22 protein-coding genes and 2 pseudogenes are annotated in these 25,791 nt (G+C 63.7%); 13 read left to right on the top strand and 11 right to left on the bottom strand.

The features are described from left to right. Positions 1-4 precede the first annotated feature (4 nt). Both NKH02_RS16320 and NKH02_RS16315 read right to left on the bottom strand, forming a co-directional pair. Positions 5-316: a BrnA antitoxin family protein gene (locus NKH02_RS16320; protein WP_352869282.1), complete on the bottom strand. Its 312-nt coding sequence runs from the start codon at positions 314-316 to the stop codon at positions 5-7. Continuing rightward, entirely contained in the window at positions 303-557 is a 255-nt protein-coding gene (locus NKH02_RS16315) for a BrnT family toxin (RefSeq protein ID WP_352880103.1), read from the bottom strand. The genes NKH02_RS16320 and NKH02_RS16315 overlap by 14 nt, the downstream gene beginning before the upstream one ends. 181 nt (positions 558-738) lie before the next feature. Between NKH02_RS16315 and NKH02_RS16310 the strand changes: the two genes are divergently transcribed. The 7 genes and pseudogenes from NKH02_RS16310 to NKH02_RS16280 all read left to right on the top strand — a co-directional run. After that, a complete protein-coding gene (locus tag NKH02_RS16310; protein ID WP_352880040.1) occupies positions 739-2,724 on the top strand; it encodes a CocE/NonD family hydrolase in 1,986 nt (661 codons plus the stop codon). Between the two features lie 154 nt (positions 2,725-2,878). Beyond that, on the top strand, positions 2,879-4,465 hold the full coding sequence (locus NKH02_RS16305; RefSeq protein WP_352880038.1) for an ABC transporter substrate-binding protein: 1,587 nt from the start codon (positions 2,879-2,881) through the stop codon (positions 4,463-4,465). Positions 4,466-4,480: 15 nt separating this feature from the next. Continuing rightward, positions 4,481-5,440 carry an ABC transporter permease gene (locus NKH02_RS16300; protein WP_352880037.1) on the top strand — a complete coding sequence of 320 codons (960 nt, stop codon included), beginning with the start codon at positions 4,481-4,483 and terminating at the stop codon, positions 5,438-5,440. Between the two features lie 9 nt (positions 5,441-5,449). Further along, the gene (locus NKH02_RS16295; RefSeq protein WP_127262628.1) at positions 5,450-6,274 is read left to right on the top strand and encodes an ABC transporter permease; all 825 of its coding nucleotides are present in this window, start codon (positions 5,450-5,452) and stop codon (positions 6,272-6,274) included. Next, positions 6,274-7,929, top strand: coding sequence for an ABC transporter ATP-binding protein (locus tag NKH02_RS16290; protein ID WP_352880036.1), 1,656 nt, complete (start codon positions 6,274-6,276; stop codon positions 7,927-7,929). The genes NKH02_RS16295 and NKH02_RS16290 overlap by 1 nt, the downstream gene beginning before the upstream one ends. A 53-nt stretch (positions 7,930-7,982) precedes the next feature. Next, entirely contained in the window at positions 7,983-8,822 is an 840-nt protein-coding gene (locus tag NKH02_RS16285) for an alkaline phosphatase family protein (protein WP_352869293.1), read from the top strand. 27 nt (positions 8,823-8,849) lie between these two features. After that, positions 8,850-9,386, top strand: a pseudogene (locus tag NKH02_RS16280) (nucleotidyltransferase family protein); the annotation flags it as partial. Between the two features lie 272 nt (positions 9,387-9,658). On the opposite strand, the gene NKH02_RS16275 reads toward NKH02_RS16280, so the two are convergent. Next, complete coding sequence (locus NKH02_RS16275; RefSeq protein WP_352880035.1) at positions 9,659-10,654, bottom strand: aldo/keto reductase; 996 nt, start codon at positions 10,652-10,654, stop codon at positions 9,659-9,661. Positions 10,655-10,750: 96 nt separating this feature from the next. Between NKH02_RS16275 and NKH02_RS16270 the strand changes: the two genes are divergently transcribed. The 5 genes from NKH02_RS16270 to NKH02_RS16250 all read left to right on the top strand — a co-directional run bounded on the left by NKH02_RS16270 (position 10,751) and on the right by NKH02_RS16250 (position 16,066). Beyond that, entirely contained in the window at positions 10,751-11,641 is an 891-nt protein-coding gene (locus tag NKH02_RS16270; protein ID WP_352880034.1) for a LysR family transcriptional regulator, read from the top strand. A 261-nt stretch (positions 11,642-11,902) separates the two neighbouring features. After that, entirely contained in the window at positions 11,903-12,481 is a 579-nt protein-coding gene (locus NKH02_RS16265; RefSeq protein WP_352880032.1) for a cytochrome b, read from the top strand. A 67-nt stretch (positions 12,482-12,548) separates the two neighbouring features. Beyond that, entirely contained in the window at positions 12,549-13,124 is a 576-nt protein-coding gene (locus NKH02_RS16260; RefSeq protein WP_352880030.1) for a YceI family protein, read from the top strand. 262 nt (positions 13,125-13,386) lie between these two features. Further along, positions 13,387-14,373, top strand: a complete 987-nt coding sequence (locus NKH02_RS16255) for a Gfo/Idh/MocA family protein (RefSeq protein WP_352880028.1) — start codon at positions 13,387-13,389, stop codon at positions 14,371-14,373. Between the two features lie 34 nt (positions 14,374-14,407). Continuing rightward, on the top strand, positions 14,408-16,066 hold the full coding sequence (locus NKH02_RS16250; protein WP_352880026.1) for an FAD-binding dehydrogenase: 1,659 nt from the start codon (positions 14,408-14,410) through the stop codon (positions 16,064-16,066). 28 nt (positions 16,067-16,094) lie between these two features. On the opposite strand, the gene NKH02_RS16245 is transcribed toward NKH02_RS16250, so the two are convergent. From NKH02_RS16245 to bcoG, 7 genes and pseudogenes are all read right to left on the bottom strand, one after another. Further along, positions 16,095-17,033 carry an alpha/beta hydrolase gene (locus tag NKH02_RS16245; RefSeq protein WP_352880024.1) on the bottom strand — a complete coding sequence of 313 codons (939 nt, stop codon included), beginning with the start codon at positions 17,031-17,033 and terminating at the stop codon, positions 16,095-16,097. 223 nt (positions 17,034-17,256) lie between these two features. Further along, on the bottom strand, positions 17,257-18,039 hold the full coding sequence (locus NKH02_RS16240) for a carnitinyl-CoA dehydratase (RefSeq protein ID WP_352880022.1): 783 nt from the start codon (positions 18,037-18,039) through the stop codon (positions 17,257-17,259). Continuing rightward, positions 18,032-20,110: an acetate--CoA ligase family protein gene (locus NKH02_RS16235; protein WP_352880020.1), complete on the bottom strand. Its 2,079-nt coding sequence runs from the start codon at positions 20,108-20,110 to the stop codon at positions 18,032-18,034. The genes NKH02_RS16240 and NKH02_RS16235 overlap by 8 nt, the downstream gene beginning before the upstream one ends. Positions 20,111-20,173: 63 nt before the next feature. Then, positions 20,174-21,337: an acyl-CoA dehydrogenase family protein gene (locus NKH02_RS16230; protein ID WP_352880018.1), complete on the bottom strand. Its 1,164-nt coding sequence runs from the start codon at positions 21,335-21,337 to the stop codon at positions 20,174-20,176. 4 nt (positions 21,338-21,341) lie between these two features. After that, positions 21,342-22,445 (bottom strand): carnitine 3-dehydrogenase, encoded by a 1,104-nt coding sequence (locus NKH02_RS16225; RefSeq protein ID WP_183446035.1) that lies wholly within the window; start codon positions 22,443-22,445, stop codon positions 21,342-21,344. Beyond that, positions 22,442-23,072, bottom strand: a pseudogene (locus tag NKH02_RS16220) (HD domain-containing protein). Before NKH02_RS16220 ends, NKH02_RS16225 begins: the two are co-directional and overlap by 4 nt. Positions 23,073-23,152: 80 nt before the next feature. Then, on the bottom strand, positions 23,153-24,070 hold the full coding sequence (bcoG, locus tag NKH02_RS16215) for a 3-dehydrocarnitine:acetyl-CoA trimethylamine transferase BcoG (RefSeq protein ID WP_023810589.1): 918 nt from the start codon (positions 24,068-24,070) through the stop codon (positions 23,153-23,155). Between the two features lie 135 nt (positions 24,071-24,205). Between bcoG and NKH02_RS16210 the strand changes: the two genes are divergently transcribed. After that, the gene (locus NKH02_RS16210; protein WP_352880016.1) at positions 24,206-25,186 is read left to right on the top strand and encodes a GlxA family transcriptional regulator; all 981 of its coding nucleotides are present in this window, start codon (positions 24,206-24,208) and stop codon (positions 25,184-25,186) included. 62 nt (positions 25,187-25,248) lie between these two features. Here the strand turns inward: NKH02_RS16210 and NKH02_RS16205 are convergent, their stop codons facing one another. Further along, entirely contained in the window at positions 25,249-25,458 is a 210-nt protein-coding gene (locus NKH02_RS16205) for a hypothetical protein (RefSeq protein WP_352869357.1), read from the bottom strand. Between the last annotated feature and the right edge of the window lie 333 nt (positions 25,459-25,791).

The raw sequence follows: 25,791 nt of genomic DNA, 5'->3' as shown, positions 1-25,791 counted from the left end.
ATGCTTAACCAACTTTCGCTTTCTTCAGCACTTCATTTATCTTGGCTTGCCAACCCTTGCCGGTGGCCTTGAATTTTCTGACGACATCCTGATCCAGGCGGATGGACACAACTTGCTTCGGCTTTTCCACGGTCGGCCGACCACGGGACCGCCTTATACTCTCGAAAAGTTCTGGAAACACTTCCGCGAAAGGTTTGGCATGCACCAGCTCTTCGTCGGTCGCCTCCGCATCATCGGGATCAGCGGCAATTTGTCTTTGAATTTCCGCTTCCTCCTCATTGGTAAGCGGTCGAATATGCGATTTAGGATTGCTCATATACGGACCTTTCCTTTCGGCTGGCACGACGCATCGAGATTACCGAAATCGCTTCGGAACCAAGCGGCTTAAAGATCACGGCGAGAATGATCTCTCCGAATTCGCCAATCGCCTTGAGTCGGCCTGCTTTGGCCGGGAGGACGGTTGAAGTCGCAAAAAACTCGATATCGAGTTCGGCAAAGTCCAGACCTCGGCCTTCGAAGTTCGTCACGCGCTTTGGCTCATCCCAAACGATCTTCAGTCGAGATTGTCCTCAATGCATCGGGCCTAAGCGAATAAAAGTAATACATAAATTAATGGGACAACGCAAGATGGAAAGTCGAACGGTCCCCGCCAGGCGTCGTCTCGGCGACACGGACCGTCGCCCGTTTGACTTCGTGACGTACACGTTTCATGCGTCACTGACATCCTGGAGAGCTCCCATGAAAACCGTCACCGAATTTCCCCGCAAGGTCGTCGAATTTCCGGACATGGCCATCGTCATGCCCGATGGCTGCCGGCTGTCGGCGCGGGTGTGGATGCCGGAAGATGCCGGTGATGATCCGGTGCCGGCGATCCTTGAGCATCTGCCCTACCGCAAGCGCGACGGCACCATCTTTCGCGATCAGCTGACGCATCCGTATTTCGCCGGCCACGGCTATGCCTCGATCCGCGTCGACATGCGCGGCAATGGCGATTCCGAAGGGCTGATGGACGACGAGTATTCAGAGCAGGAATTGCAGGATGCCTGCGACGTCATCGCCTGGGCGGCAAGCCAGCCCTGGTGCAACGGCAATGTCGGCATGATGGGCATTTCCTGGGGCGGCTTCAACTGCCTGCAGGTGGCGGCCAAGCAGCCGCTGGCGCTGAAGGCGGTGATCAGCCTGTGCTCGACCGTCGACCGCTATGCCGACGACATCCATTACAAGGGCGGCTGCCTTTTGATCGAGAATTTCGGCTGGGCCTCGACCATGCTGTCCTACTCGTCGCGGCCTCCGGATCCGCTGCTGGCCGGAGACAATAGATGGCGCGACCTGTGGCTGACTCGGCTGGAAAACCAGTCCTTCCTGGCGCCGCTGTGGCTGAAGCACCAGCACCGCGACGCCTACTGGAAGCGCGGCTCGATCTGCGAGGATTTTTCCGCCGTCAAAGCCGCGGTGCTGTCGATCGGCGGCTGGCATGACGGCTACCGCAACACCGTCTCGCATCTCGCCAGCAACATCGAAGCGCCGGTCAAGGGCATCATCGGGCCGTGGATCCACAAATACCCGCACTACGCCGGGCCCAAGCCCGCCATCGGCTTCCTGCAGGAGGCGTTGCGCTGGTGGGACCGCTGGCTGAAGGATATCGACACGGGCGTCGAGGCCGACCCCGCCTACCGCGCCTATGTCATGGACAGCGTGCGTCCGGCACGCTGGCATCCCGAGCGGCCGGGCCGCTGGGTGGCGGAACAGCAATGGCCTTCGTCCAATATCAAGACGCAATCGATCGAGCTTATCGCCGAGGGCGGCAACCCCGCGATCGTCGCCTCGCCGCAAAGCTGCGGGCTGGCCGGCGGCGAGTATTTTCCGTTCACCTTCGGCCCCGAACTGCCCGGCGACCAGCGCCCCGACGATGCGCTGTCGGTGTGTTTCGACCAGCCGGAACTCCGTGAGGCTATCGATATCGTCGGTGCGCCCGAAGTCCTGGTCCGGGTCGCGTCCGACCGGCGTCAGGCCAACATCGCGGTCCGGCTTTGCGACGTGCATCCCGACGGTGCCACCGAGCTGATCTCTTACGGCGTACTCAACCTGACGCATCGCAACTCGCACGAATTCCCCGAGGCGCTGGTGCCGGGCGAAACCGTGTCGGCGCGCGTCGTGCTCGATCAATGCGCCTACCGTGTGCCGGCCGGCCACCGCCTGCGTATTGCTGTTTCGAACGCCTATTGGCCGATGATCTGGCCGTCGCCGGAGCCGGTCCAACTCGCGCTGTCGACCGCGACGCTGTCCTTGCCACTGCGGCCGCTGGCGACTGGCGACGAAGCGACGTTTGCCGAGCCGGAAGGCGCCTCCCCCTGGGCGACAGAAACGATCCGCGCCACCAATTCCGAGCGCCATGTCGGTCGCGACGAGAAGACCGGAATTGTCACGCTTTCCATCGTTGATGATTTTGGCGAGGTGCGCGATCTCGATCACGGCCTTGCCAATGGCAGCATCGCCCGCGAGACCTGGACGATCCATCCCGACGATCCGCTGTCGGCCTCGGGAAAGACGCATTGGACGCAGACCCTGTCGCGAAATGGATGGTCGGTGCGCACCGAGACATCCGCCGAAATGCGATCGGACGCGCAAAACTTCATCGTCAGCGCCAGAATCGAGGCCTATGAGGGCGAAAGGCTCGTTTTCGAACGCAATTTCGAGGAGAAGGTGCCGCGCGCGCTTCTTTGAACGCCGGTTTCGTTGGTCCAATTGCGACGTACGATTTACGCCACGGCATGTCGCATTCGGTCTTGCTTACCGCTTTCCCTTGCGGTCATTATTCTCCCCACAAGAAACAAGAAAAACGACCCCAGAGTCGAACCAACAGAGTGAGGAACTCAAAATGTCAAACGAACTGGAATATCTTAGCCGGCGTGTCGCGTCGGGCAAACTGAGCCGTCGTGATTTTCTGGGCCGGGCGGCAGCGCTCGGCGTCACCGCCCCCTTCGCCAACTCGCTGCTTTCAAGTGCGGCGCGCGCGGCGGGTCCGGTCAAGGGTGGCACGCTGAAGGCCGGCCTGGTCGGTGGCGAATCCACCAACAGCCTCGATCCGGCGCTAATGATGACGCAGGTGCCGTTCGCCTTCGGCAAGTGCTGGGGCGAAATGATCGTCGAGCTGTCTCCCGAGGGCAAGCTCGAGAACCGTATCGCCGAGGAGATCGGCTCCTCGGACGACGCCAAGGTGTGGACGCTGAAGATCCGCGACGGCGTCGAATTCCACAACGGCAAGACCGTGACCGCCGAAGACGTCGCCGCCACGCTGGAGCGCCATTCGGACGAGAAGTCGAAGTCCGGCGCGCTCGGCTACATGAAGGGCATCGAAACCATCAAGGCCAGCGGCAAGGAAGTGGTGCTGACGCTGAAGGAGGCGAACGCCGACCTTCCCTACCTGCTCAGCGACTATCACCTGATCGTCCAGCCGAATGGCGGCAAGGATAAGCCAGACGCCGGCATCTCGGCCGGCCCTTACATGGTCAAGACCAACGAGCCTGGCGTGCGCCATGGCGCCGAGCGCTTCGCCAATTACTGGCAAGGCGACAAGATGGGCCATGCCGACCAGATCGAGGTCATCGTCATCAACGACGCGACGGCGCGCACAGCGGCCCTGCAGGGCGGCCAGGTCAACATGATCAATCGCGTCGAGCCGAAGATTGTCGATCTGATCAAGCGTCTGCCGGGCGTCACCATCCGCAATCACGCCGGCCCCGGCCACTACGTGTTCATCATGCATTGCAACACCGCGCCGTTCGACAACAACGACCTGCGCATGGCGCTCAAGCTGGCCATCGACCGCGAGGAGATGCTGGACAAGATCCTGCGCGGCTACGGTTCCCTCGGCAACGACTTCCCGATCAATGCGTCCTATCCGCTGTTTACCGAGATCGAGCAGCGCAAGTACGATCCCGACAAGGCGAAGTTCCACTACAAGAAGTCCGGTCACGACGGCGCCGTGCTACTGAGAACCTCGGACGTCGCCTTCCCAGGCGCAGTCGATGCAGCGCAGCTCTTCCAGCAGAGCGCCGCCAAGGCCGGCATCAAGCTCGAGCTCAAGCGCGAGCCGGGCGACGGCTACTGGAACGAAGTCTGGAACAAGCAGCCCTTCTGTGCCTCCTACTGGGGCGGCCGCTCGACCCAGGATCAGATGTATTCCACCGCTTATCTATCGACGGCCGACTGGAACGACACGCGTTTCAAGCGTCCGGATTTCGACAAGATGGTGCTGGCGGCTCGCGCCGAGCTCGACGAGACCAAGCGCAAGCAGATGTACCACGACATGGCTGTCCTGGTGCGCGACGAAGGCGGCCTGATCCTGCCGATGTTCAACCAGTTCATCGACGCGACCGGCGCCAAGGTCGGCGGCTGGATCGACGATCCGCATCAGGAGCTAATGAACGGCTACGCACTGGCGAAGTGCTGGCTCGAAGCCTGAGCCGGCTTTGCGGATATGTCTTCACCCATCCTGAAACTGATTGCCCAGCGCGTTGCGCTGGGCATTCTCCTCTTGTTGGCCGTTTCGGTCCTGATTTTCGCCGGCACACAGATCCTGCCCGGCGACGTCGCGCAAGCCATTCTCGGGCAATCGGCGACGCCGGAGTCGCTCGCCAATCTGCGCGAGCAGCTCGGCCTCAACGATCCGGCCTATATCAGGTATTTCCGCTGGCTCGGCGGGGTAGTGACAGGCGACTTGGGTACCGCCATGTCGAGCGGCCAGGACATCGCCACGTCGATCAAGGGCCGGCTGTGGAACACGCTGTTCCTCGCCTTCTGGGCGGCCGTTGTCGCTGTGCCGCTGGCGATCATCCTCGGTCTCATCGCGGTGCGCTACCGCAATGGCTGGGTCGACAAGCTGATCTCAGGACTTGCGCTCGCCTCGACGTCGTTTCCCGAATTCTTCATTGGCTATGTGCTCGTCTATTTCTTCGCCGTGAAGTGGCAAATATTCCCCGGTATCTCGACCGTCTATGACGGCATGCCGTTCGGCGAACGCATGCAGGCGATCGCCCTGCCGGCGACGGCGCTGACGCTGGTCGTGCTGGCGCATATGATGCGCATGACGCGCGCGGCGATCCTCAACGTCATGCAGTCGGCCTATGTCGAGACGGCGGAACTGAAAGGCCTGTCGGCCTTCAACGTCATCCGCAAGCATGCCTTTCCCAATGCCATCGCGCCGATCATCAACGTCGTCATGCTCAACCTCGCCTACCTGATCGTCGGCGTCGTCGTGGTCGAGGTGATCTTCGTCTATCCGGGCATGGGACAGTATCTGGTCGACCACGTCACCAAGCGCGACGTGCCGGTGGTGCAGGCGGTCGGCCTGATCTTCGCCGCCGTCTACATCAGCCTGAACATCATTGCGGACATAGGGGCTATCGTCGCCAATCCGCGTCTCAGACATCCGAAATAGGGGGCGGATATGCTCGATATCAAACGCATCCCCATCCCCGCGCTGATCGGCATCGTGCTGACGGCATTGTTCGTGTTGGCGGCGGTCTTCGCACCGTGGATCGCACCGCACGGCAATGGCGAGATCGTCGGCGATGTCTGGGAGCCAATGTCGGCTACCCATTTGCTGGGCACCGACAATCTCGGCCGCGACCTGCTGTCGCGCATGATCTACGGCGCCCGCATCACCCTGTTCATCGCGGTGCTGGCCACCGCGCTGTCGTTCTCGCTCGGCGCCATCCTCGGCTTCTCGGCGGCGGTCTTCGGCGGCTGGTTCGATACGCTGCTGTCGCGCCTTGTCGATCTTTTGATGTCGATCCCGACGTTGATCATGGGTCTTGTCGTGCTGTCCGTGCTGCCTACCAATCTGGTGACGCTGATCCTCGTGATGGGCATTCTCGACTCGACCCGCGTCTATCGCCTGTCGCGCGCGGTCGCCGTCGACATCAACGTCATGGACTATGTCGAGGCGGCGAAACTGCGCGGCGAGGGCAGCGCCTGGATCATCTTCCGCGAGATCCTGCCCAACGCACTGTCGCCGCTGGTTTCGGAACTCGGCCTGCGCTTCATCTATGCCGTGCTGTTCCTGTCGACACTGTCGTTCCTCGGCCTTGGCGTGCAGCCGCCGGACGCCGACTGGGGCGGCATGGTCAAGGAAAACAAGGACGGCATCGTCTTCGGCATCGCGGCCGCACTCATCCCGGCGGCGGCGATCGCCTTGCTGGCGATTTCCGTCAACCTGGTCGCGGACTGGGTGCTCAACCGGACGACAAGCCTGAAGGGAGGACGCGGGTGATGGCCGACAGCAAAGCGAAGCCCGGCGTGCTTCTCGACATCCGCAATCTGCGCATCGAGGCGACCGTCTTCCCGCCCGGCGAACCGCCGAAGAATATCGTGCTGGTGCACGATGTCTCGCTGACGCTCGAGAAGGGCAAGGTGCTTGGCCTGATCGGCGAATCCGGCGCAGGCAAGTCGACCATCGGCCTATCGTCGATGGGCTATGGGCGCGGTGGTGTGCGCATCACCGGCGGCGAGGTCATCCTGAACGGCCGCGACATCCTCAAGGGCGGCAAGGACGGTTTTCGCAAGCTGCGCGGCCGCGAGGTCTGCTATGTCGCGCAGTCGGCGGCCGCCGCGTTCAACCCGGCGCATAGGCTGATGGACCAAGTGGTGGAAGCCACGCTGCTGCACGGCACGGCGACACGCGCCGAGGCCGAAAAGCGCGCCATCGCGCTGTTCAGGAAGCTCAGCCTGCCGAACCCCGAAACCATCGGCGAACGCTTTCCACACCAGGTCTCGGGCGGCCAGCTGCAGCGCGTGATGACGGCGATGGCGCTGTGCTCCGAGCCCGACCTGATCGTCTTCGACGAGCCGACCACGGCGCTCGACGTGACGACGCAGATCGACGTGCTGGCGGCGATCAAGGACGCCATTCGCGATACCCATGTGGCGGCACTCTATATCACGCACGACCTTGCCGTCGTCGCCCAGGTCTCCGACGAGATCATGGTGCTGCGCCATGGCCGACTGGTCGAATGGGGCGGCACAAGGCAGATCATCAAGGAGCCGCGCCAGGAGTACACCAACGCGCTGGTGTCGGTGCACGAGATCGAACACCACGAGCAGAAGCCCGGCATGACGCCGTTCCTGTCGGTGAAGAACGTCACCGCCGCCTATGGCCGCAGCCACATCAAGGTGCTGAAGAACGTCTCGGTCGACATCTATCCGGGCCAGACGCTGGCCGTTGTCGGCGAGTCCGGCTCCGGCAAGTCGACTCTGGCACGCGCCATCACCGGTTTGCTGCCGCCAGAAGAAGGCACTGTCACCTTCGATGGGCGTCCGCTGGCAAACCGGCTGGCCGACCGGCCGAAGGAGGATCTGCGGCAGTTGCAGATGATCTATCAGATGGCCGACGTGGCGATGAACCCGCGTCAGACGGTCGGCACCATCATCGGCCGGCCGCTCGAATTCTATTTCGGCATACGCGGCCGCGAGCGCGACAAACGCGTCTCCGAACTGCTCGACAAGATCGAGATGGGCAAGGGCTTTTCCGATCGCTACCCGGCCGAGCTTTCCGGCGGCCAGAAACAGCGCGTCTGCATCGCCCGTTCGCTTGCCGCCAAGCCCAAGCTGATCATCTGCGACGAGGTAACCTCGGCGCTCGATCCGCTGGTGGCACACGGCATCCTCGAGCTGCTGCTCGAGCTGCAGAAGGAAGAGAACGTCGCCTACTTGTTCATCACCCATGACCTGGCCACGGTGAAGTCGATCGCAGATTCGATCGCGGTGATGTATCGCGGCGAGGTGGTGCGCTACGGCCCGAAGAGCAAGGTGCTGGCGCCGCCCTTCGACGCCTATACCGATCTTCTGCTTTCCTCGGTTCCCGAGATGGAGATCGGCTGGCTGGAAAAGGCGATCAAGGGACGGCGCATGGCCAGCGCGGGGAACTAGGGAATTCGTGGCGCGAAGCCATCCTTCAACGACAAAGCCTTCCGGAGTCGCCCATGGCGCTCGAGACAAAACTGTTGCTGATCATCCTCGATGGCGTTCCCTACAGGAACTGGCGCCGGTTGATGGGCAATCTCGAAGGGTGGGTGCAATCGGGCGAGGCGCGGGTCTGGAAGATGCGCTCCGTGCTGCCGTCGACCTCGGCCTGCTGCTACGCCTCCATCCACACCGGCGTTTCGCCGCAGGTGCATGGCATCCTATCCAACGAGAACCGGTTTCGAATCGCGCAACCCGACATCTTCTCCGAAGTCAGCAAGGCCGGCGGCAAGACCGGCGCCGTGACACATTCCTATTGGTCGGAATTCTTCCGCGCCCATCCGTTCGACCTGGTCGAGGATATGGAATTCGACGAGCCGGGCGGACCGATTACGCATGGCCGGTTCCACACCATGACCGGTTACAACGCCCGCAACCAGATGACGCCGAGCGATGTCGACCTGTTCGCGACGCTGACCATGCTGACCAAACGCCACGGCATCGACTACGGCATCCTGCACACCTGCACGCTGGACTCGATGGGTCACCGCTTCGGCCATGACTGCCACGAGATGGACCACGCGGTCTATGCGATGGACGGCATGCTGGCCGCCTTCCTGCCGCGCTGGATCGAAGCCGGCTATGAGGTGATGGTCACCGCCGACCATGGCCAGACCGATCGTGGCCATCATGGCGGCCATGACGACGAGATGCAGGATTTCGCGCTGTATTATTTTGGGCCCGGCAAAGGCCCGCAGGCCGACACGCTGCTCGACCAGTTGCAACTGGCGCCGACGGTGCTGACGCGCCTCGGCGTGCCGGTGCCGGAGACGATGAAGGCTAAGCCGTTCTTGGGGTGACGTCGCCGCGACGTTGGCGTCCCCTTCTCGGCTGATCCGCTTGTTCGCGAAGCGCTGACGCATGCCCGCGCGCTTGGTCTTGCCGACTGGCTGGTCGTCTCCGGCGTGCTCTACAACTCTGTCTGGAACCATCTGACCGGCAAGCCGCCGGGCTACGGCATCAAAGATATCGACCTGTTCTATTTCGATGACAGCGACCTGTCCTATGAGGCGGAGGACGCGGTGATCCGCCGGGCGGCGGATCATTTCGAAGGGCTGCGGCTGCCGGTCGAGGTGCGCAACCAGGCACGGGTGCATCTGTGGTATCCGCAGAAATTCGGCCAGTCGTGCCCGCGCTATATGAGCTCCAGCGAATCCGTCAGCTATTTCGCGTCGAAGACCCATGCGGTCGGTGTCCGATACGATGCGGACGGGCAGCTCGATCTGGTTGCGCCGTTCGGGCTCGACGACATCTTCTCGTTCCGCATCGTGCCGAACCGGGTGTTGGACAACCAACGGACGCATGAGGTGAAGGGCGCGCGGGCAAGGGAGCACTGGCCGGAGATCAGTTTGGTGGCTTGGTAGAAATGCCGGAATGTCGGCGCGAGGCACCCCCCTCTGTCCTGCCGGACATCTCCCCCGCAAGGGGGGAGATCGGATGTCACGCCGGCTTTCGCCAATCAGCAACATCGAAGGAGAGGTGCCGGCAGTGGAGCTGCCAATCTCCCTCCTTGCGGGGGAGATGGCCGGCAGGCCAGAGGGGGGTGTCTCGCGCCAGGGTCTCACAATCTTCTACGCCCCGCGCCACGCAAAAGGGACGCCGAGGCGCCCCTTTCGACTACCAGTGATGACCTAACTCACCCATTCACCAGCGCCAGCAGTTCCTCCGTATAGCGCCTGCCAACAACCTTGTCCGGCGACAGCGCATCGCCGATGGCTTGCACCTCGGCTACGCTCAGCTCGATCCCGGCCGCTGCCGCGTTCTGTTCCAAATGGCGGATCTTGCGCGCACCCGGGATCGGCACGATGAAATCGCCCTGGTGCAGCACCCAGGCCAGCGCCAGCTGCGCCGAGGTCACGCCCTTTTCAGCCGCCATCTTCTCCAGCGTGGCGATGACGGCGGCGTTGGCCGCCATGGCGTCCGCCTGGAAGCGCGGCAGGCCACGGCGCCAGTCGTCGTCGCTCAAAGCCTCGGGCTTGGCGATCGTTCCGGTGAGCAGGCCACGGCCGAGCGGGCTGTAGGGAACAAAGCCGATGCCGAGTTCGCGGCAGACGGCGAACACCTCGTCTTCCGGGTCGCGGCTCCACAGTGAATATTCGCTCTGCACGGCAGCGATCGGATGCACGGCATGCGCCCTGCGGATGGTCGCGGCACTCGCTTCCGACAGGCCGAGCGCGCGCACCTTGCCCTCGCGCACCAGTTCGGCCATGGCGCCGACCGTATCCTCGATCGGCACGTTGGGGTCGACGCGGTGCTGGTAGTAGAGGTCGATGACGTCGGTGCCCAGCCGCTTCAGCGAAGCCTCGGCGACGGCCTTGACGTGCTCGGGACGGCTGTCGACGCCGGCCATGCGGTCGATGCCGGTGCCTTCTTCCAAAATCTTGAAGCCGAATTTTGTCGCGATGGTCACCTTGTCGCGCACCGGTTTCAGCGCCCTGCCGAGCAGGATCTCGTTCTCGTAGGGGCCATAGACTTCCGCCGTGTCGAAGAAGTTGACGCCGATCTCGACGGCGCGGTGCAGGGTGGCGATCGCGTCGGCTTCCGCCTGGCCGCCGTAGGCGAAGCTCATGCCCATGCAGCCGAGGCCGACCGGGTAGACGTTCAATTCAGTTCCAAGCTTGCGGGTTTGCATCACGCGTCTCCTTGTTGTGATGCGACAAAAATAGCGCCTTGCCCTATGTTCGATAATCGTCGTTCGGCCGCACGGCCTGTACTAAAAGACAGATCAATGAATCGAGCCCATCTCTCACAACTCGCGGTGCTGGCGACCGTCGCCCAATGCGGCAGCTTTCGCGGCGCCGCGAGGGAACTGGCCATCGCGCCGTCGGCGGTCAGCCATGCGGTGTCCAGCCTGGAAGCGCGGCTTGGCGTTCGCCTTCTGTCGCGCAGCACGCGCAGCGTCGCGCCCACCGAAGAAGGCGCGCAATTGCTGGAGCGGCTGCGGCCGGCGCTGTCGGAGATCGACCTGGCGCTGGAGACGGCTGTCGAGGCGCGTGACCGGCCGGCCGGCAATCTGCGGCTGACCGTGCCCCGCACGGCTGCTCATCTGACACTGACGCCACGGCTTGGCGCCTTTGCCGCGGCCTATCCCGACATCGTGCTGGAGATCGTCGTCGAAGACCGTTTCACTGACGTCGTCGAAGGCGGCTTCGACGCCGGCGTGCGGCTCGGCGAGAGCCTGCAGCGCGACATGATCGCAATGCGCATTGGACCCAATCTGCGTGGCGCCGTCGTTGGCGCGCCGTCCTATTTCGCGACGATGCCCAAACCGCGCCATCCGCACGATCTCGCCGATCACCGCTGCATCCGCTTCCGCTTCTCCAGCGGCATCCTCTACCGCTGGGAGTTCGAGAAGGACGGCGAGGAGATCGAAATCTCCGCGCAAGGGCCCCTGATCCTCGACGAGGACCATCTGATCGCGCAGGCAGCGGTCGACGGCGCCGGGCTCGCCTTCGTCTTCGAGGACTATGTCCGTGCCCCGCTGGCCGACGGCAGGCTGATCCGCGTGCTGGAGGACTGGTGCCCCTCTTTCGATGGCTTCTTCGTCTATTATCCGAGCCGCCGCCAGATGCGGCCAGCGCTCAGGGCGTTTGTCGATTTCTTCAAGGTGAGTGGGTAGAGAGCGGCGGCGCAATCGTCTCCGTTTGGGGGGTATGCCTAGCCAAGGCTGGCGCCGCCCCTCACCTGCCTGCCGGCATCCTCTCCCCGTAAAACGGGGCGAGGGACGCCTTATCGATGATTTCGCCAGTCGCCGACGTCGCAAGGATTGCGCCGGCGTCGCGGCCAGCTTCTTTCACCCCGTTTACGGGGAGAAATGCCCGGCAGGGCAATGCAGCGCTGCCGTCGGGAAGAAAGCGTAGTTCGGCGGCGTTTGCCAATCATGCAAACATCGATCACCAACACTCCAACCCGCTATGGCTGGGGCGCGATTATTCTCCACTGGCTGATTGCGCTGATCTTCATCGGTCAGTTCGGGCTCGGCTTCGTCATGGTGCGGCTGACCAGCCAGCGCACCGCTTTCGAACTGATCCAACTGCACAAATCCTTCGGCTTTCTGCTGCTCGGCCTAGTGATCCTGCGCATCGCTTGGCGCCTTGGCAATGTATGGCCGCCACTGCCGCGCTCGGTCGGAACCCTGGAGCGTCGGGCCGCCCCGCTCGCGCATCTTGCGCTCTATGCCTTTCAGCTTGCCTTGCCCTTGTCCGGCTGGGCGCTGGTGTCGGTCTCTATGCTGGAAATCCCCAGCCTGCCGTTCAATCTGTTCGTCATGCCGAACCTGCCGTTGGCCGAATCGGACGCGGCCGAGAGTTTCTGGGCGGCAACGCATTGGTATCTCGCCTATGCCGGCATGGCGCTGGTCGCTCTCCATGTCGCGGCGGCGCTGCGGCACCATTTCCAACTCAGGGATGGCGTGCTCACGCGCATGATCACGCCTTCGTCGGATGACAGTGGGGAATAGAGCGGCCGGCTCGCTCGTTCATTGGAGAGGGCGCGGATAATGCGCTGCCCAAAAAAGGAACACCTCCATGTACACGCGCATCCTCGGATTTGCGGCGGTCGCCGCTTGCCTTGCCATGCCTGTTTCCGCTGCCGTCGCGCTTGGCGCCGCCGCCGGCAGCTATTCGGTCAGCCCGGCCAGCTCCAGCATCCGCTTTTCCATCGGCAAGGTCGGCGGCGGCGGCCTCAACGGCGCCTTCGCCCGCTTCAAGGGCACGATCCGCATCGACAATTCCGATGTCGGCCGCTCGCAGGTCAATTTCACCATCTTTCCCGAAAGCGTCGGCACCGGCCAGGGCCGCATCGATGCCTTTCTGCGCTCCGACGCGGTGTTCGACACCGCCAACAGCCCGGAAATCCAGTTCCGTTCGACCAGCGTGACCCGCACCAGCGACACCACGGCCCTCGTCACCGGCCGGCTGACGGCGCGCGGCAAGACGTTCCCGGAAAAATTCACGGCCGAGCTTGGCGGTCTCAAGGCCGGCACCATAAAATTCCATGTCACCGGCAAGGTGCTGCGGTCGCGTTACGGCATGGATGTCGGCACGCCGATCTATTCCAACATTGTTGATTTCGACATGACGCTGACGGGGAAAAGGGGTTAGCTGACACACCTCGCGCATCGTCATCCTGGGGCGCAGCAAGGAGCGAAGCGACGCGGCGCAGACCCCAGGATCCATGCCGCGACATCAAGGCGTTGCGACGGTCCAGAATCCGTTCCGCTGCATTCCTCGGCTGATGTCGCGGCATGGATCCTCGGGTCAAGCCCGAGGATGACGAAGGCGCGCTTCGATGGACAGTCTCCAATTGGCTTTTCCGGCGATTTCGGGCAAACCTCGTGGCCTGTAATCGTGATGGAGAAGCCTGATGTTCCGATGGGGTGTGTTGTCCACGGCCAAGATCGGCCGCGAGCATTTGTTGCCTGCAATGGTCGAGGCGGAGAACGGCGTGCTGTCGGCGATCGCCAGCCGCGACCTGTCGAAGGCTAAGGCACTGGCCGAGCGCTTCGGCGCCCGCCATGCCTTCGGCTCCTATGAGGACCTGCTCGCCTCCAACGAAATCGACGGCGTCTACATCCCGCTGCCGACCTCGCAGCATGTCGAATGGACGGCCAAGGCCATCGAAGCCGGCAAGCATGTGCTGGTCGAAAAACCACTGGCGCTCGACGCCAAGGATATTGCCCCACTGATCAAGCTGCGCGACGCCAAAAAAGTGCTGGTCTGCGAAGCCTTCATGGTCATCTACCACCCGCAATGGATCAAGGTGCGCGATCTCATCGCCAGCGGCACCATCGGCCGGCTGCGCCATGTGCAGGGCGCGTTCTCCTATTACAATGTCGACCCCAACAACATGCGCAACAAGCTCGATCTCGGCGGTGGCGCGCTGCCCGACATCGGCGTCTATCCGACCGTGTCGACGCGCTTTTCCACCGGCAAGGAGCCGCTGCGCGTGCAGGCGACGATCGAGCGCGACAAGAAATTCGGCACCGACATCTATTCCTCGATCCGTGCCGATTTCGGCGACTTCGAACTGTCGTTCTACCTGTCGACGCAGATGGCGGCGCGCCAGTTCATGGTGTTCCACGGCGAGAAGGGTTTCATCGAGGTGTTCTCGCCCTTCAATGCCGGGCTCTACGATCATCACCGCGTCGAACTGCACAACCAGAACCACACCGAGGCGCAGGTGTTCCGCTTTCCCGGCACGCAGCAGTACCGGCTGGAGGTCGAGACCTTCGCGCGAGCGGCACAGGGCGGCAAGGAGCGCGTCTTCACACTGGAGGAATCCGTGCTCAACCAGAAGGTCATCGACGCCATCTTCCGCGCCGGCGGCAAGGATAGCTGGGAGACCGTCTAACGCATTGCTTTAGCCGGCTAATGGGGAGGGGAAAATGTCTGACGATGCGGACGTGATCATTGTCGGCGCCGGCCTTGCCGGGCTGGTTGCCGCTGCCGAGCTTGCCGAAGCCGGCAAGAAAATCATCATCGTCGACCAGGAGCCGGAGCAGTCGCTCGGTGGCCAGGCGTTCTGGTCGTTCGGTGGCCTTTTCCTTGTCGATTCGCCCGAGCAGCGGCGCATGCGCATCCGCGATTCGCATGATCTGGCGCTGGAGGACTGGCTGGGCACCGCTGCTTTCGATCGGCCGGAGGATTTCTGGCCGCGCAAATGGGCGGAAGCCTATGTCGGCTTCGCGGCCGGCGAGAAGCGCTCGTGGCTCCTGCAGCGCGGCCTGAAATTCTTCCCCGTCGTCGGCTGGGCCGAGCGCGGCGGCGGCAATGCCATCGGCCACGGCAATTCGGTGCCGCGCTTCCACATCACCTGGGGCACTGGTCCCGGTGTGCTCGAACCCTTCGTCCAGCGCGTGTGCGAGGCCCAGAAGCGCGGACTGGTCAGTTTCAAATTCCGCCACCGCGTCAACGAGTTGACCCGCACGGGTGCCACCGTCGACGGCGTGCGCGGCGACCTCCTGCAGCCGAGCGCCGTCGAGCGCGGTCACAAGAGTTCTCGCGAAATATCAGGCGATTTTGCATTCCGAGCGCAGGCTGTGATCGTCGCCTCCGGCGGCATTGGCGCCAACCATCAGCTTGTCCGGGAAAACTGGCCGCAGCGATTGGGCGCGGCACCAAAGCGCATGATCACCGGCGTGCCCGACCATGTCGATGGCCGCATGCTGGCGATTACGGAGCAGGCCGGCGGCTCGATCATCAACCGCGACCGCATGTGGCATTATGTCGAGGGCATCAAGAACTGGGCGCCGATCTGGACCGACCATGCCATTCGGATATTGCCCGGCCCGTCATCGCTGTGGCTCGATGCGCGCGGCAAGCGGCTGCCGGTGCCGCTCTATCCCGGCTTCGACACACTCGGCACGCTCAGCCACATCATGAGCACCGGCTTCGATTATTCCTGGTTCATCCTGACCAAAAAGATCATCCAGAAGGAGTTCGCGCTGTCGGGCTCCGAGCAGAACCCCGATTTGACCGGCAAGAGCTGGCGCCAGGTGCTCGGCCGCGCCACGTCAGGCATTCCGGGTCCGGTGAAAGCCTTCATGGAGAAGGGCGAGGACTTTATTGTCGAGGCGGATCTGCCGACGCTGGTCGCGCGCATGAACGCGCTCGCCGGCGGCGAGCCGCTGCTGGAGCTGGCCCAGGTCGAGCGCGAAATCCGCGCCCGCGACCGGCAGCTCGACAATCCGTTCTCCAAGGACATGCAGATCACCGCGTTACGCGGTGCGCGTGCTTATCTTGGTGACCGGCTGATCCGTACGGCCAAGCCGCACAAGATGCTCGACCCGGCAAACGGCCCGCTGATCGCGGTGCGCCTCAACATCCTGACCCGCAAGACGCTGGGTGGCCTGCAGACGGACCTCGACAGCCGCGTGCTGGGTGCCGATGGCCAGCCGGTCGCGGGGCTCTACGCAGTCGGCGAGGCCGCCGGGTTCGGCGGCGGCGGCGTGCACGGTTATGCGGCGCTGGAAGGCACGTTCCTGGGTGGCTGCATCTTTTCCGGCCGCGGCGCCGGCCGGGCGGCGGCCGCGGCCGTGCGATAAGGCCCAAACCGCGAGACGACAAAACTGCTCACCAGAGCCAGGCGCCCTGTCCGAGGGCGGCCACCGCATCGACGATCCGGGTAAAACTCGCGCGGGCACGACCGACCGTGTGCCGGGCTCTGAGATAGCCGTGCACCAGGCCCTGTTCCTCGAACCAGTAAGCCCGTCCGCCGGCCGCGACGATGCGGTCGCGATAGGCTTCGCCGTCGGACGACAGGGGGTCGCATTGCGCGGTGATCAGCACGGTCGGCGGCAGGTTGGCGAAATCGGCGTCGGCAAGCGGCGACTGCGTGATGTCGCCGGTGCCGTCTCGCCCGCCGGTGCGGATGTTCTTGTAGAATTCAAGATCGCGCATGGTCAGCATCGGCGCTTCGGCATGCCTGAGATAGGATCCCTTCGACCGGTCGCCGCCGAGGCCGGGATAGATCAGCACCTGGCCGATCGGCCTTTTCGCGTGGCCGCGTGTCGCGTGGCTGACGGCAGCGGCAAGATTGCCGCCGGCACTGTCGCCGCAAAGCAGAATTGGGTGGTTGCGGGTGGAGGCGGCCCATTCGAAGGCGCTCATCACGTCGTCGAAGGCTGCTGGATGCAAGTGCTCCGGCGCCAGCCGGTAGTCGACCGAGATCACCTCATAGCCGGTGCGGGCGCAGAGTTCGGCGCAGACATCGTCATGGCTGTCCAGCCCGCCGAGGACGAAGCCGCCGCCATGGAAATACAGCACCATCACCGCTGCTGGCGACACGCTCCGGTAGATGCGGATCGGGATGTCGTGCGTGGGCGTTGCAATGGCCGAGGTTTCGACCGTAACGCCTTGCGGATAGCCGGCAAAGAATTCGCGGCACATGCGGCCATAAATCTCGCGCTGCTGCGCGATCGTATAGTCGATCGTATCGGGCGGGTAATAGGAATTGGTCCGCTCGATGAAGGCCCAGGTCTCGGCGTCGATGAGGGTTTTGTAGTCGGTCATGCTGGCCGCGCCGACTGCAAAGGTTGAGCCCAGGCACCCCCCTCTGTCCTGCCGGACATCTCCCCCGCAAGGGGGGAGATCGGCAGCGTTGATCGCGGCGCTCGTCCTACAGCGTTGACGGTTGGCGAAAGCAGAAACGACATCCAATCTCCCCCCTTGCGGGGGAGATGTCCGGCAGGACAGAGGGGGGTGTGACGGAACGCCATCATCTCGGCAAAAACCACTACTTCCCCTTCCATACAGGCTCTCGCTTTTCCGCAAACGCTCGAAAGCCTTCCATATTGTCCTCGGAGCCGTAGAGCGCATCGACGGTCGGCAGCTGCCGGCGCGTCACCTTGTTCATCGCGTCCTGGAAAGCGAGCGCCTCGGCGACCCGCGCCGTTTCCTTGATCGCGGCGAACACCAGCGGCGGGCCGCCGGCCAGCAGCCGGGCGATCTCCCAGACGCGGTCCTCGAGTTTCTCCTTGGGCAGCACTTCGTTGACCAGGCCCCAGCGATGCGCCTCGGCGACATCCATCCAGCGGCCGGTGAGCAAAAGGTCCATGGCGACATGGTAGGGAATGCGCTTCGGCAGCTTGATCGTCGCCGCGTCCGCCAGCGTGCCGGCACGGATCTCGGGCAGTGCGAAGGAGGAATGGTCGGAGGCGTAGATGAGATCGCAGGACAGCGCCAGCTCGAAACCGCCGCCCACCGCCATGCCGTTGACGCAGGCGATGACCGGCTTGTTGAGATCGCGCAGTTCCTGCAACCCGGCAAAGCCGCCGACGCCATAATCGCCGTCGACCGCGTCGCCGCCGGCGGCGGCCTTGAGATCCCAGCCGGCGCAGAAGAACTTGTCGCCGGCGGTCTTGACGATGGCGACGCGCAAGCTGGGATCGTCGCGGAACGCCTTGAAGGTTTCGCCCATCAGCCGCGAGGTCTTGAGGTCGATGGCGTTGGCCTTGGGCCGGTCGAGCGTGACTTCGAGGATGGTGCCCTCGCGGCGGATCGAGATGACGTCAGACATTCTTCTTGTCTCCCAGCACCAGCAGTGCGTCGGCGATCCAGGCGCCCTTGCCCTCGGCGCAGACGATCAGCGGGTTGATGTCGAGTTCCTCGATCTCGCCGGCATTCTCCTGCACGAAGGCGGCAATGCCCGAGATGGCGTCGATGGCTGCCGCGACATCGGCCTTCGGCCGGCCGCGATAGCCTTCGAGCAGCGGATACAGCTTCAGGCCGCGCAACGCCGCCTCGATGTCGTCGCGGGTCGCCGGCAGCATCAGCGTGACGCTGTCGCGCAGCAGCTCGACCAGCACACCGCCTGTGCCCAAGGTCATCACCGCGCCGAACATCGGGTCGCGGGTGAAGCCAACGATCAGTTCGGCGACACCATCGCGCACCATACGCTCGACATAGAGCCCGGTGCCGAGCGGCAAGAGGTCATGCGCCGCGGTGCTGACGGACTCGGCGTCTTTGAGGTTGAGCCTGACGGCACCGACCTCGGATTTGTGGGTGACGCCCAGCGCCTTCAGCGCCACCGGGAAGCCGAGCGCCATCGACGAGATCACCGCCTCGACCGCATTGGCGGCGCACTCGCCTTTCGGCACCGGCAGGCCGGCCTCGATGAGGCGGGATTTCGCTTCGGCCTCATCGGGGGTGACGTGGTCGCCGGCAGGCGCGCCGGAGGCGGAGGTGTCGATCGGCTGTGCCTGCGGCTCGTGCCACGCCCAGCCGATGAAGGCCGCCGCCTGGGCGGCGTCCATGGCTTCGGAAATGCCGAACAACGGCACCATGCCGCGTGACATCAACTCGGCGGTGTATTCCTCCGGCAGGTTCTCCGGCAGCGAAGAGACGATCGCGCCGTGCGCCTTGTTGGTCTTCAGCGCCGATTCGAAGGCGCGCAGCGTCGCCCACCAGTCGGTGACCGAGCAGCGATCGGGGCGCGGGAAGTCGAGCACCAGCATGTTGAGGTCGAAGCCGCCCGACACCATGGCGGTGAAGGTGGCGGTCATCGCCGGCTCGTTGTTCCAGATGAAGGTGTGATAGTCCAACGGATTGGCCACCGCGACGAGCGGCCCGAGCGTCGATTTGACATGGGCGCGGTGGGTGTCGCTGAGCATCGGGAAATTGACCCAGCGGCCTTCGGCGCTGTCGGCCATGACGGAGGCCTCGCCGCCGGAGCAGCTCATCGACGACAGCCTATAACCGGGCAAAGGTCCGGTGATGTGCAGCAGCTTCAGCGCCTCGATGAAGGCGGGGATCGAATCGACGCGCGCAATGCCGAGCCGCCTCAGGAAAGCGCCCGAGGCCGCGTCCGAGCCGGCGAGCGAGGCGGTGTGCGAGACGGTCGCCTGCCGCGCCTGTTCGGAACGGCCGACCTTCATGGCGATGATCGGCTTCTTCAGCTCGCGTGCTCGCGCCGCCAGCCGTTCGAAGCCGGCTACGGAATCGAAGGCCTCGATGTGCAGGCCAAGCGACGTGACCCGCTCGTCCTCGATCAGGCCGAGCGCCATTTCCGACAGGCCCGTCTGCGCCTGGTTGCCGGCGGTCATCAGAAAGGCGATCGGCAGGCCGCGCTTCTGCATCGTCATGTTGATGGCGATGTTGGACGACTGGGTGATGATGGCGACGCCCTTGCCGCCCTCGGCCAATCGGATGCCGCCATGCTGGTCGGGCCACAGAAGCGCGCCGTCGGCATAGTTGATCAGGCCGTAGCAATTCGGCCCGATGATCGGCATTTGGCCCGCCGCCGCGACCAGCTCGGCCTGCAGCCGCTCGCCGTCGTCGTCGTAGGCTTCGGTCTCGAGGAAGCCGGCGGCAAAGCAGACGGCGCCGCCGGCACCGCGCTCGGCCAGCGCCTTGACCACTTCGATCGTCAAATGCCGGTTGACTCCGACAAAGGCGGCATCCGGCGCGCCCGGCAGGTCGGCCACCGAACGGTAGGCCTTGCGGCCGGCGACCTCATCCTTGGTCGGATGCACCGGCCAGATCTCGCCGGAAAAGCCCATCTTGATCGATTGCGCGACGACGGCCGCGGCCTGCGCGCCGCCGAAGACGGCAATCGATCTGGGGCGCAAAAGACGTTCGAGTTTATGCATGGTCATCTTTTCGTTTGAGCATCATCTTCTCCCATGCCGAACTCCGGCTTTGGGGATCATGCTCTAAGCCCCGAACGGACGCAGCAGCGCCCGCGAAATAATATGTCGCTGTATCTCCGAAGTGCCTTCCCAGATGCGCTCGACGCGGGCGTCGCGCCAGATGCGCTCCAGCGGCAGGTCGTCCATCAGCCCCATGCCGCCATGGATCTGGATCGCCTCATCGGCGACGAAGGCGAGCATCTCGGTGGCCTTCAGCTTGGCCATGGCCATGTCCTGATCGGTGACGGTGCCTTGATCGTACTTCCAGCCGGCTTCGAACACCATCAGGTCGGCGGCCTTCAGTTCGGTCGCCATGTCGGCGAGCTTGAACGACACGCCCTGGAACTTGCCGATCTGCTGGCCGAACTGCTGGCGCTGCGCGGCGTATTCGACGGCATGGCCAAGCGCCCGCTCGGCACGGCCGAGACAGGTGGCGCCGACCTGCAGGCGCGTGGCGCCGAGCCATGAGTTGGCGACGTCGAACCCTTTATGGACTTCGCCCAGCACCTGGCTTGCGGGAAGCCGGCAATCGTCGAATTCGAGGATGGCGTTGGTGTAGCCGCGATGCGAGACGTTGCGGTAGCCATCGCGGACGGTGAAGCCTTTGGTGCCCTTGTCGACGAAGAACGCGGTGATCTTCTTGCGTTTGCCGCGCGCGGACTCTTCCTCGCCCGAGGCCATGAAGACGATGGCGAAGTCGGCCAGATCGGCGTGGCTGATGAAATGCTTGGTGCCGTTCAGCACCCAGTCGTCGCCATCCTGCACGGCGGTCGCCTTCATGCCGCGCAGATCGGAGCCGGCGCCCGGCTCGGTCATCGCCAGGCAGTCCCATTTCTCGCCACGGATACAAGGGAACAGGTATTTCTCGCGCTGCTCGGGCGTACCGGCCAGGAGGATGTTGGAGGGCCGCGCCACGCAGGTCCAGTGCAGCGCATAATTGGCGCGGCCGAGTTCCTTCTCGTAGAGCAGCCATGTCACCGTATCCAGGCCCGCGCCGCCGACATCCGCCGGCATGTTGGCGGCATAGAGCCCGGCCTCGATCGCCTTGGCCTTGATTTCCTCGATCAGCTCGCGGCGCAGCACGCCGGTGCGCTCGACCTCTCGCTCATGCGGGTAAAGCTCGTTCTCGACGAACGCCTTCGTCGTCTCGACGATGAGCTTCTGTTCCTCCGACAGCCCGAAATCCATGCTCTCAGCCTTTCTTCTTGCCGGTCTTTTTCTTCGGCTTTTCGGCTTTCTTCACCGGCTTCAACGCCTTGGCCTTCTCGGCGGCCTTGGAGGCCGTAGGCTTCTTCGCCGCCAGCTTGGCCAGTTGTTTGGTATAGTCCTTGTGCAGGGCGCCGGCGCCCCAGCCCTTGCCTTTGTTCTGCTTCGACAGCGCGTCCATGATGGCGACCAGGTTGTCGTCGCGGATCTTTTCGAGCTCGCGGATCGACAGCCCATGCGCCTGGTCGTCCGACTGCGTGGCGATCAGGTCGACCAGCTCGTCGTTGAACTCCGGCACGTCCATCAGCTTGGTCCATGGCCATTTCAGGCATGGCCCGAACTGCGCCATGAAGTGGCGCATGCCGGCCTCGCCGCCTGCGACGCGATAGACCTGGAACATGCCCATCTGCGCCCAGCGCAGGCCAAAGCCGTAACGCATGATGTCGTCGAGTTCCTCGACGGTGCAGATGCCGTCCTTGATCAGCCACAGCGCCTCGCGCCATGCCGCTTCGAGCAGGCGGTCGCCGACAAAGGCCTCGATCTCCTTACGGATGACGACCGGCTTCATGCCGATCGAGGCGTACATCTCCTTGGCAACCTCGATCGCCTCGGGGAAGGTCTGTTCGCCGCCGACGATCTCGACAAGCGGCAGAAGGTAGACCGGGTTGAACGGATGGCCGACGACCAGTCGCTCCGGATGCTTCTTCATCGCCACCTGCATGTCGGTCGGCTTGATGCCGGAGGTCGAGGAGCCGACAATGGCGTTGGCCGGCGCGTGGGCGTCGATCTCGGCCAGCACGCGGTGTTTCAGGTCGAGCCGCTCGGGCACGCTTTCCTGAATGAAATCGGCATCGGCAACCGCCTCGGCGATGGTCTTGGCAAAGGTCAGCTTGCCTTCCTTGGGCAGTCCGCCGGGCACCATCTGCTTGTAGGCGCGGCGCGCGCCCTTCATCACTTCGCCGACCTTGCGCGATGCCTCGGGATCGGGATCGAAGATCGACACGTCGATGCCGTTGAGCAGCAGGCGCGCCACCCAGCCGGCGCCGATGACGCCGCCACCGATGGCGGCTGCCTTGTTGATGATGCTCATGCGGAAGCTCCGGTTCTTGTCTTGGCTGTTGTAAGGTCGATGAGAGGCACGCGCTCGCCGGCGCGGACCACGGAGGCGTCGTAGGCCTTGCGGGCAAACACCTCGAGCACGAAGGGCCGGAAGAAGTCGATCGGCAGGGTGTCGTAGTCGGGGTCGAAGCTCGACTGGTCCCAGCGTTCGCAAAACTGATCGCAATCGTCGAAATAGGCGTGGCCGGCGAAGCGATCGCGCGCATGGCGGTTGCCGCCCAGATGATGGGCATAGTAGAGCCGCTGGAAGTCGCCATGCTTCTCCCACCACCCAGGTGCATTGTTCGCGCACGAAGGGTTTCAGGATCGAAGCGGCATATTCATCGTGATTGTAGGGCGCGTAGATGTCGCCGATGTCGTGCAGCAAGGCACAGGCGATCCAGTCGGTGTCGGCGCCGTCACGCCAGGCGCGCGTCGCCGCCTGCAGCGAATGGCCGAGCCGGGTGATCTTGTAACCCGACAGGCCCTCGTCGAGTCGCACCAGCGCATCGAGCAACCGCTCGCCGGTCTTGGCCGCATAGTCGATTTCATGCGCGGTCAGGAACTCGTAGTCGTCCCGGTCGCCATCCTTCATCGCGGTGAATTTGACGGTAGTCATGCTGACCCTCCCGGCGAATGAACCTTCCTGTTTGAGCATGATCTTATCCGAAAACCGGTTCCCACTTTTCGGGATCATGCTTATGCCGCGATCGGCGCCCGCTTGGTGAGGTTGAGCTTCTGCCGGACCTCTTCCGGCCCAAGAATCCTGGCGCCGAGATTGGTGACGATGCTGGCGGCGCGTTCGACCAGTTGTGCATTGGTCGCCAGCACGCCCTTGTCGAGCCACAGGTTGTCTTCCAGGCCGACCCGGACATTGCCGCCGGCCAGCACGGCGGCGGCGGCATAGGCCATCTGGTTGCGGCCGATGGCGAAGGCCGACCAGTTCCAGGTCGACGGCACATTGTTGACCATGGCCATGAAGGTGTTGAGATCGTCTGGCGCACCCCACGGCACGCCCATGCACAACTGCACCAGCGCGTCGGGATTGAGCACCTTTTCCTCGACCAGCTGCTTGGCGAACCACAAATGGCCGGTGTCGAAGGCCTCGATCTCCGGCTTGACGCCGAGCGCCGTCATCATGCCGCCCATGGCGCGCAGCATGCCGGGTGTGTTGGTCATGACATAGTCGGCCTCGGCGAAATTCATGGTGCCGCAGTCGAGCGTGCAGATTTCCGGCAGGCACTGGCGCACATGTTCCATGCGGTTGGTGGCGCCGCCCATGTCGGTGCCTTTTTCGTTGAGCGGCAGCGGCGCTTCCGGCGAGCCGAACACCATGTCGCCGCCCATGCCGGCGGTCAGGTTCAAGATGACGTCGACTTCCGCCGCGCGAATACGCTCGGTCACTTCGCGATAGAGATGCACGTCGCGCCTGGGCTTGCCGGTTTCGGGGTCACGCACATGACAGTGGACGATGGCAGCGCCCGCCTTGGCCGCATCGATGGCCGAATCGGCGATCTGCTTGGGGGAGCGCGGCACGTGCGGGCTGCGATCCTGCGAGCCGCCGGACCCGGTCACGGCACAGGTAATGAAAACCTCACGGTTCATCGCAAGCGGCATGGAACTCTCCTCCGAATAGAACAAGCCATGCATGTCGCCCAAAAGTGGGAGCCGGTTTTGGGATGACGACATGCACAAGAGCTGACCCACAATGCCCGACTTGCCGGAAACTGTTTTGCGTTTTACGAAGCTTCCATGACGAAAGGCGAAAAACCGACGATCTTTTGCGCCGAGCGCTCTTCGCTCAAGGTGACGCTGCTGGTGTTTTCCGGCTCGTCGATCATGTGCGTGGCGTCGGCCGTCGATCCGCTGCGCGCCGCCAACCGTATTTCCGGCGAGACCCTGTTCGATTTCAGGCTGGTCTCGGTGACCGGCGAGGCTCCGGTCACCACCTGCGGCCTGCCGGTGGCAGTCAGTGGCCGCTTCGATGCGGGCGAGCCAACCGACGTTCTTGTCGTCGTCGCCGGCTTCGGCACCCAGAATTATGCGACATCGGCTCTGTTGTCAGGCCTGCGCCGGGCGGCGCGGACAGCACGCGCGTGCGGCGGCGTCGAAGCCGGCACCTGGCTGGTGGCGCGCGCCGGCCTGCTGGAAGGGCGCAGCGCCACCACCCACTGGGAGGACATGGAGGACTTTTCCTCGGCCTTCCCCGGCGTCGACGTGCGCCCGGACCGCTATGTCATCGACGGGCCGGTGTTCACGTCGGGCGGCGCGTCGCCGACCTTCGACCTGATGCTGCATTTGATTCGCACGCGGCTCGGCATGGCCGTCGCGCTCGATGTCGCCAGCGTCTTCATCTACGACCAGGCGCGTGCCGCGACCGACGCCCAGCCGCTGGTCTCGCTCGGCCGGCTCGACGGCTACGATCCGCGGCTGGCGCAAGCCATTCGGCTTATGGAATCGCATGTCGACCAGCCGCTCACCATAGAAGCGGTGGCAAAACGCGCCGGGGTGACGGCACGGACGCTGGAAAGCATCTTTCGCAAGTCGATCGGCGAGACGCCAGGCGCCTATTATCTCAGGCTGCGCCTCGGTGCTGCCCGCAGGCTGGTGGTCGACACCAGGGTGGCGATGGCCGATATTGCCGGGCGGACCGGATTTTCGTCCGCCGCGGCGTTTTCGAGGGCTTTTTCACGGGCTTTCGGCGAAGCGCCGGTCAGGCTGCGCCGGGGCTGAGTGCATGTCACCCAAAAGTGTATTTCGGTTTTGGGACAATGACATGCACAAAATCGGAAAGATCAGGCAGCGTCCTGGTGATCGCTGCCGCTGTCGATTTGCGAGCGCATCTGTCTGGCAAGATGGGTCTCGAAGCGGCTGGCCACGGCGCGGTCCCATTCGTTCGAGCGGTGTGTGCCATCCTTCGGATGCGGCATTGCCATCAGCCTATCGATGATCGATCCAGCCTCGCCCGCTGAGAGCAGGGCGTCGATTTCACGTTCGTTCTGCATATCGGGTCGCCTCCTTCTTCCTCTCCCGCCACGAGCCGGTCTTATACGAGATACGTGACGGCAGTTTGAAGGCAAGAGCGAGGTCATTGAAGGGCGCCAAAGGGCAAAACCGTGTCGTCGCATCCGGCCTTGCGCAAAGTTTGTTCCCGCATCCGGGCAGGCCAGGTCAAGGACAGATCTGCAGCCGCTTTTCGAACAGCAGGCAGCCGAGGATATGTGATCCTCGGCTGCCTGTCGCGAAAAGGGCTGACTAGGGCCTGTTGAGATTCATCTGGAGTTTATCACGGCGGCGGCGAGATGGATGATGGCGTTGAAGCTCTGGTCGGTTTTGTC

The organism is Mesorhizobium sp. M1396 (assembly GCF_040317725.1).
Taxonomy (GTDB): domain Bacteria; phylum Pseudomonadota; class Alphaproteobacteria; order Rhizobiales; family Rhizobiaceae; genus Mesorhizobium.
The sequence above is the reverse complement of the archived record's forward strand: the minus strand, read 5'-3'. Positions and strand labels throughout refer to the sequence as shown.

Excerpts from the sequence above, each read along its gene's own strand:
- NKH02_RS16320 (WP_352869282.1), bottom strand. The coding sequence starts at position 316 with ATGAGCAATCCTAAATCGCATATTCGACCGCTTACCAATGAGGAGGAA.
- NKH02_RS16310 (WP_352880040.1), top strand. The coding sequence starts at position 739 with ATGAAAACCGTCACCGAATTTCCCCGCAAGGTCGTCGAATTTCCGGAC.
- NKH02_RS16305 (WP_352880038.1), top strand. The coding sequence starts at position 2,879 with ATGTCAAACGAACTGGAATATCTTAGCCGGCGTGTCGCGTCGGGCAAA.
- NKH02_RS16300 (WP_352880037.1), top strand. The coding sequence starts at position 4,481 with ATGTCTTCACCCATCCTGAAACTGATTGCCCAGCGCGTTGCGCTGGGC.
- NKH02_RS16295 (WP_127262628.1), top strand. The coding sequence starts at position 5,450 with ATGCTCGATATCAAACGCATCCCCATCCCCGCGCTGATCGGCATCGTG.
- NKH02_RS16290 (WP_352880036.1), top strand. The coding sequence starts at position 6,274 with ATGGCCGACAGCAAAGCGAAGCCCGGCGTGCTTCTCGACATCCGCAAT.
- NKH02_RS16285 (WP_352869293.1), top strand. The coding sequence starts at position 7,983 with ATGGCGCTCGAGACAAAACTGTTGCTGATCATCCTCGATGGCGTTCCC.
- NKH02_RS16275 (WP_352880035.1), bottom strand. The coding sequence starts at position 10,654 with ATGCAAACCCGCAAGCTTGGAACTGAATTGAACGTCTACCCGGTCGGC.
- NKH02_RS16270 (WP_352880034.1), top strand. The coding sequence starts at position 10,751 with ATGAATCGAGCCCATCTCTCACAACTCGCGGTGCTGGCGACCGTCGCC.
- NKH02_RS16265 (WP_352880032.1), top strand. The coding sequence starts at position 11,903 with ATGCAAACATCGATCACCAACACTCCAACCCGCTATGGCTGGGGCGCG.
- NKH02_RS16260 (WP_352880030.1), top strand. The coding sequence starts at position 12,549 with ATGTACACGCGCATCCTCGGATTTGCGGCGGTCGCCGCTTGCCTTGCC.
- NKH02_RS16255 (WP_352880028.1), top strand. The coding sequence starts at position 13,387 with ATGTTCCGATGGGGTGTGTTGTCCACGGCCAAGATCGGCCGCGAGCAT.
- NKH02_RS16250 (WP_352880026.1), top strand. The coding sequence starts at position 14,408 with ATGTCTGACGATGCGGACGTGATCATTGTCGGCGCCGGCCTTGCCGGG.
- NKH02_RS16245 (WP_352880024.1), bottom strand. The coding sequence starts at position 17,033 with ATGACCGACTACAAAACCCTCATCGACGCCGAGACCTGGGCCTTCATC.
- NKH02_RS16240 (WP_352880022.1), bottom strand. The coding sequence starts at position 18,039 with ATGTCTGACGTCATCTCGATCCGCCGCGAGGGCACCATCCTCGAAGTC.
- NKH02_RS16235 (WP_352880020.1), bottom strand. The coding sequence starts at position 20,110 with ATGCATAAACTCGAACGTCTTTTGCGCCCCAGATCGATTGCCGTCTTC.
- NKH02_RS16230 (WP_352880018.1), bottom strand. The coding sequence starts at position 21,337 with ATGGATTTCGGGCTGTCGGAGGAACAGAAGCTCATCGTCGAGACGACG.
- NKH02_RS16225 (WP_183446035.1), bottom strand. The coding sequence starts at position 22,445 with ATGAGCATCATCAACAAGGCAGCCGCCATCGGTGGCGGCGTCATCGGC.
- bcoG (WP_023810589.1), bottom strand. The coding sequence starts at position 24,070 with ATGCCGCTTGCGATGAACCGTGAGGTTTTCATTACCTGTGCCGTGACC.
- NKH02_RS16210 (WP_352880016.1), top strand. The coding sequence starts at position 24,206 with ATGACGAAAGGCGAAAAACCGACGATCTTTTGCGCCGAGCGCTCTTCG.
- NKH02_RS16205 (WP_352869357.1), bottom strand. The coding sequence starts at position 25,458 with ATGCAGAACGAACGTGAAATCGACGCCCTGCTCTCAGCGGGCGAGGCT.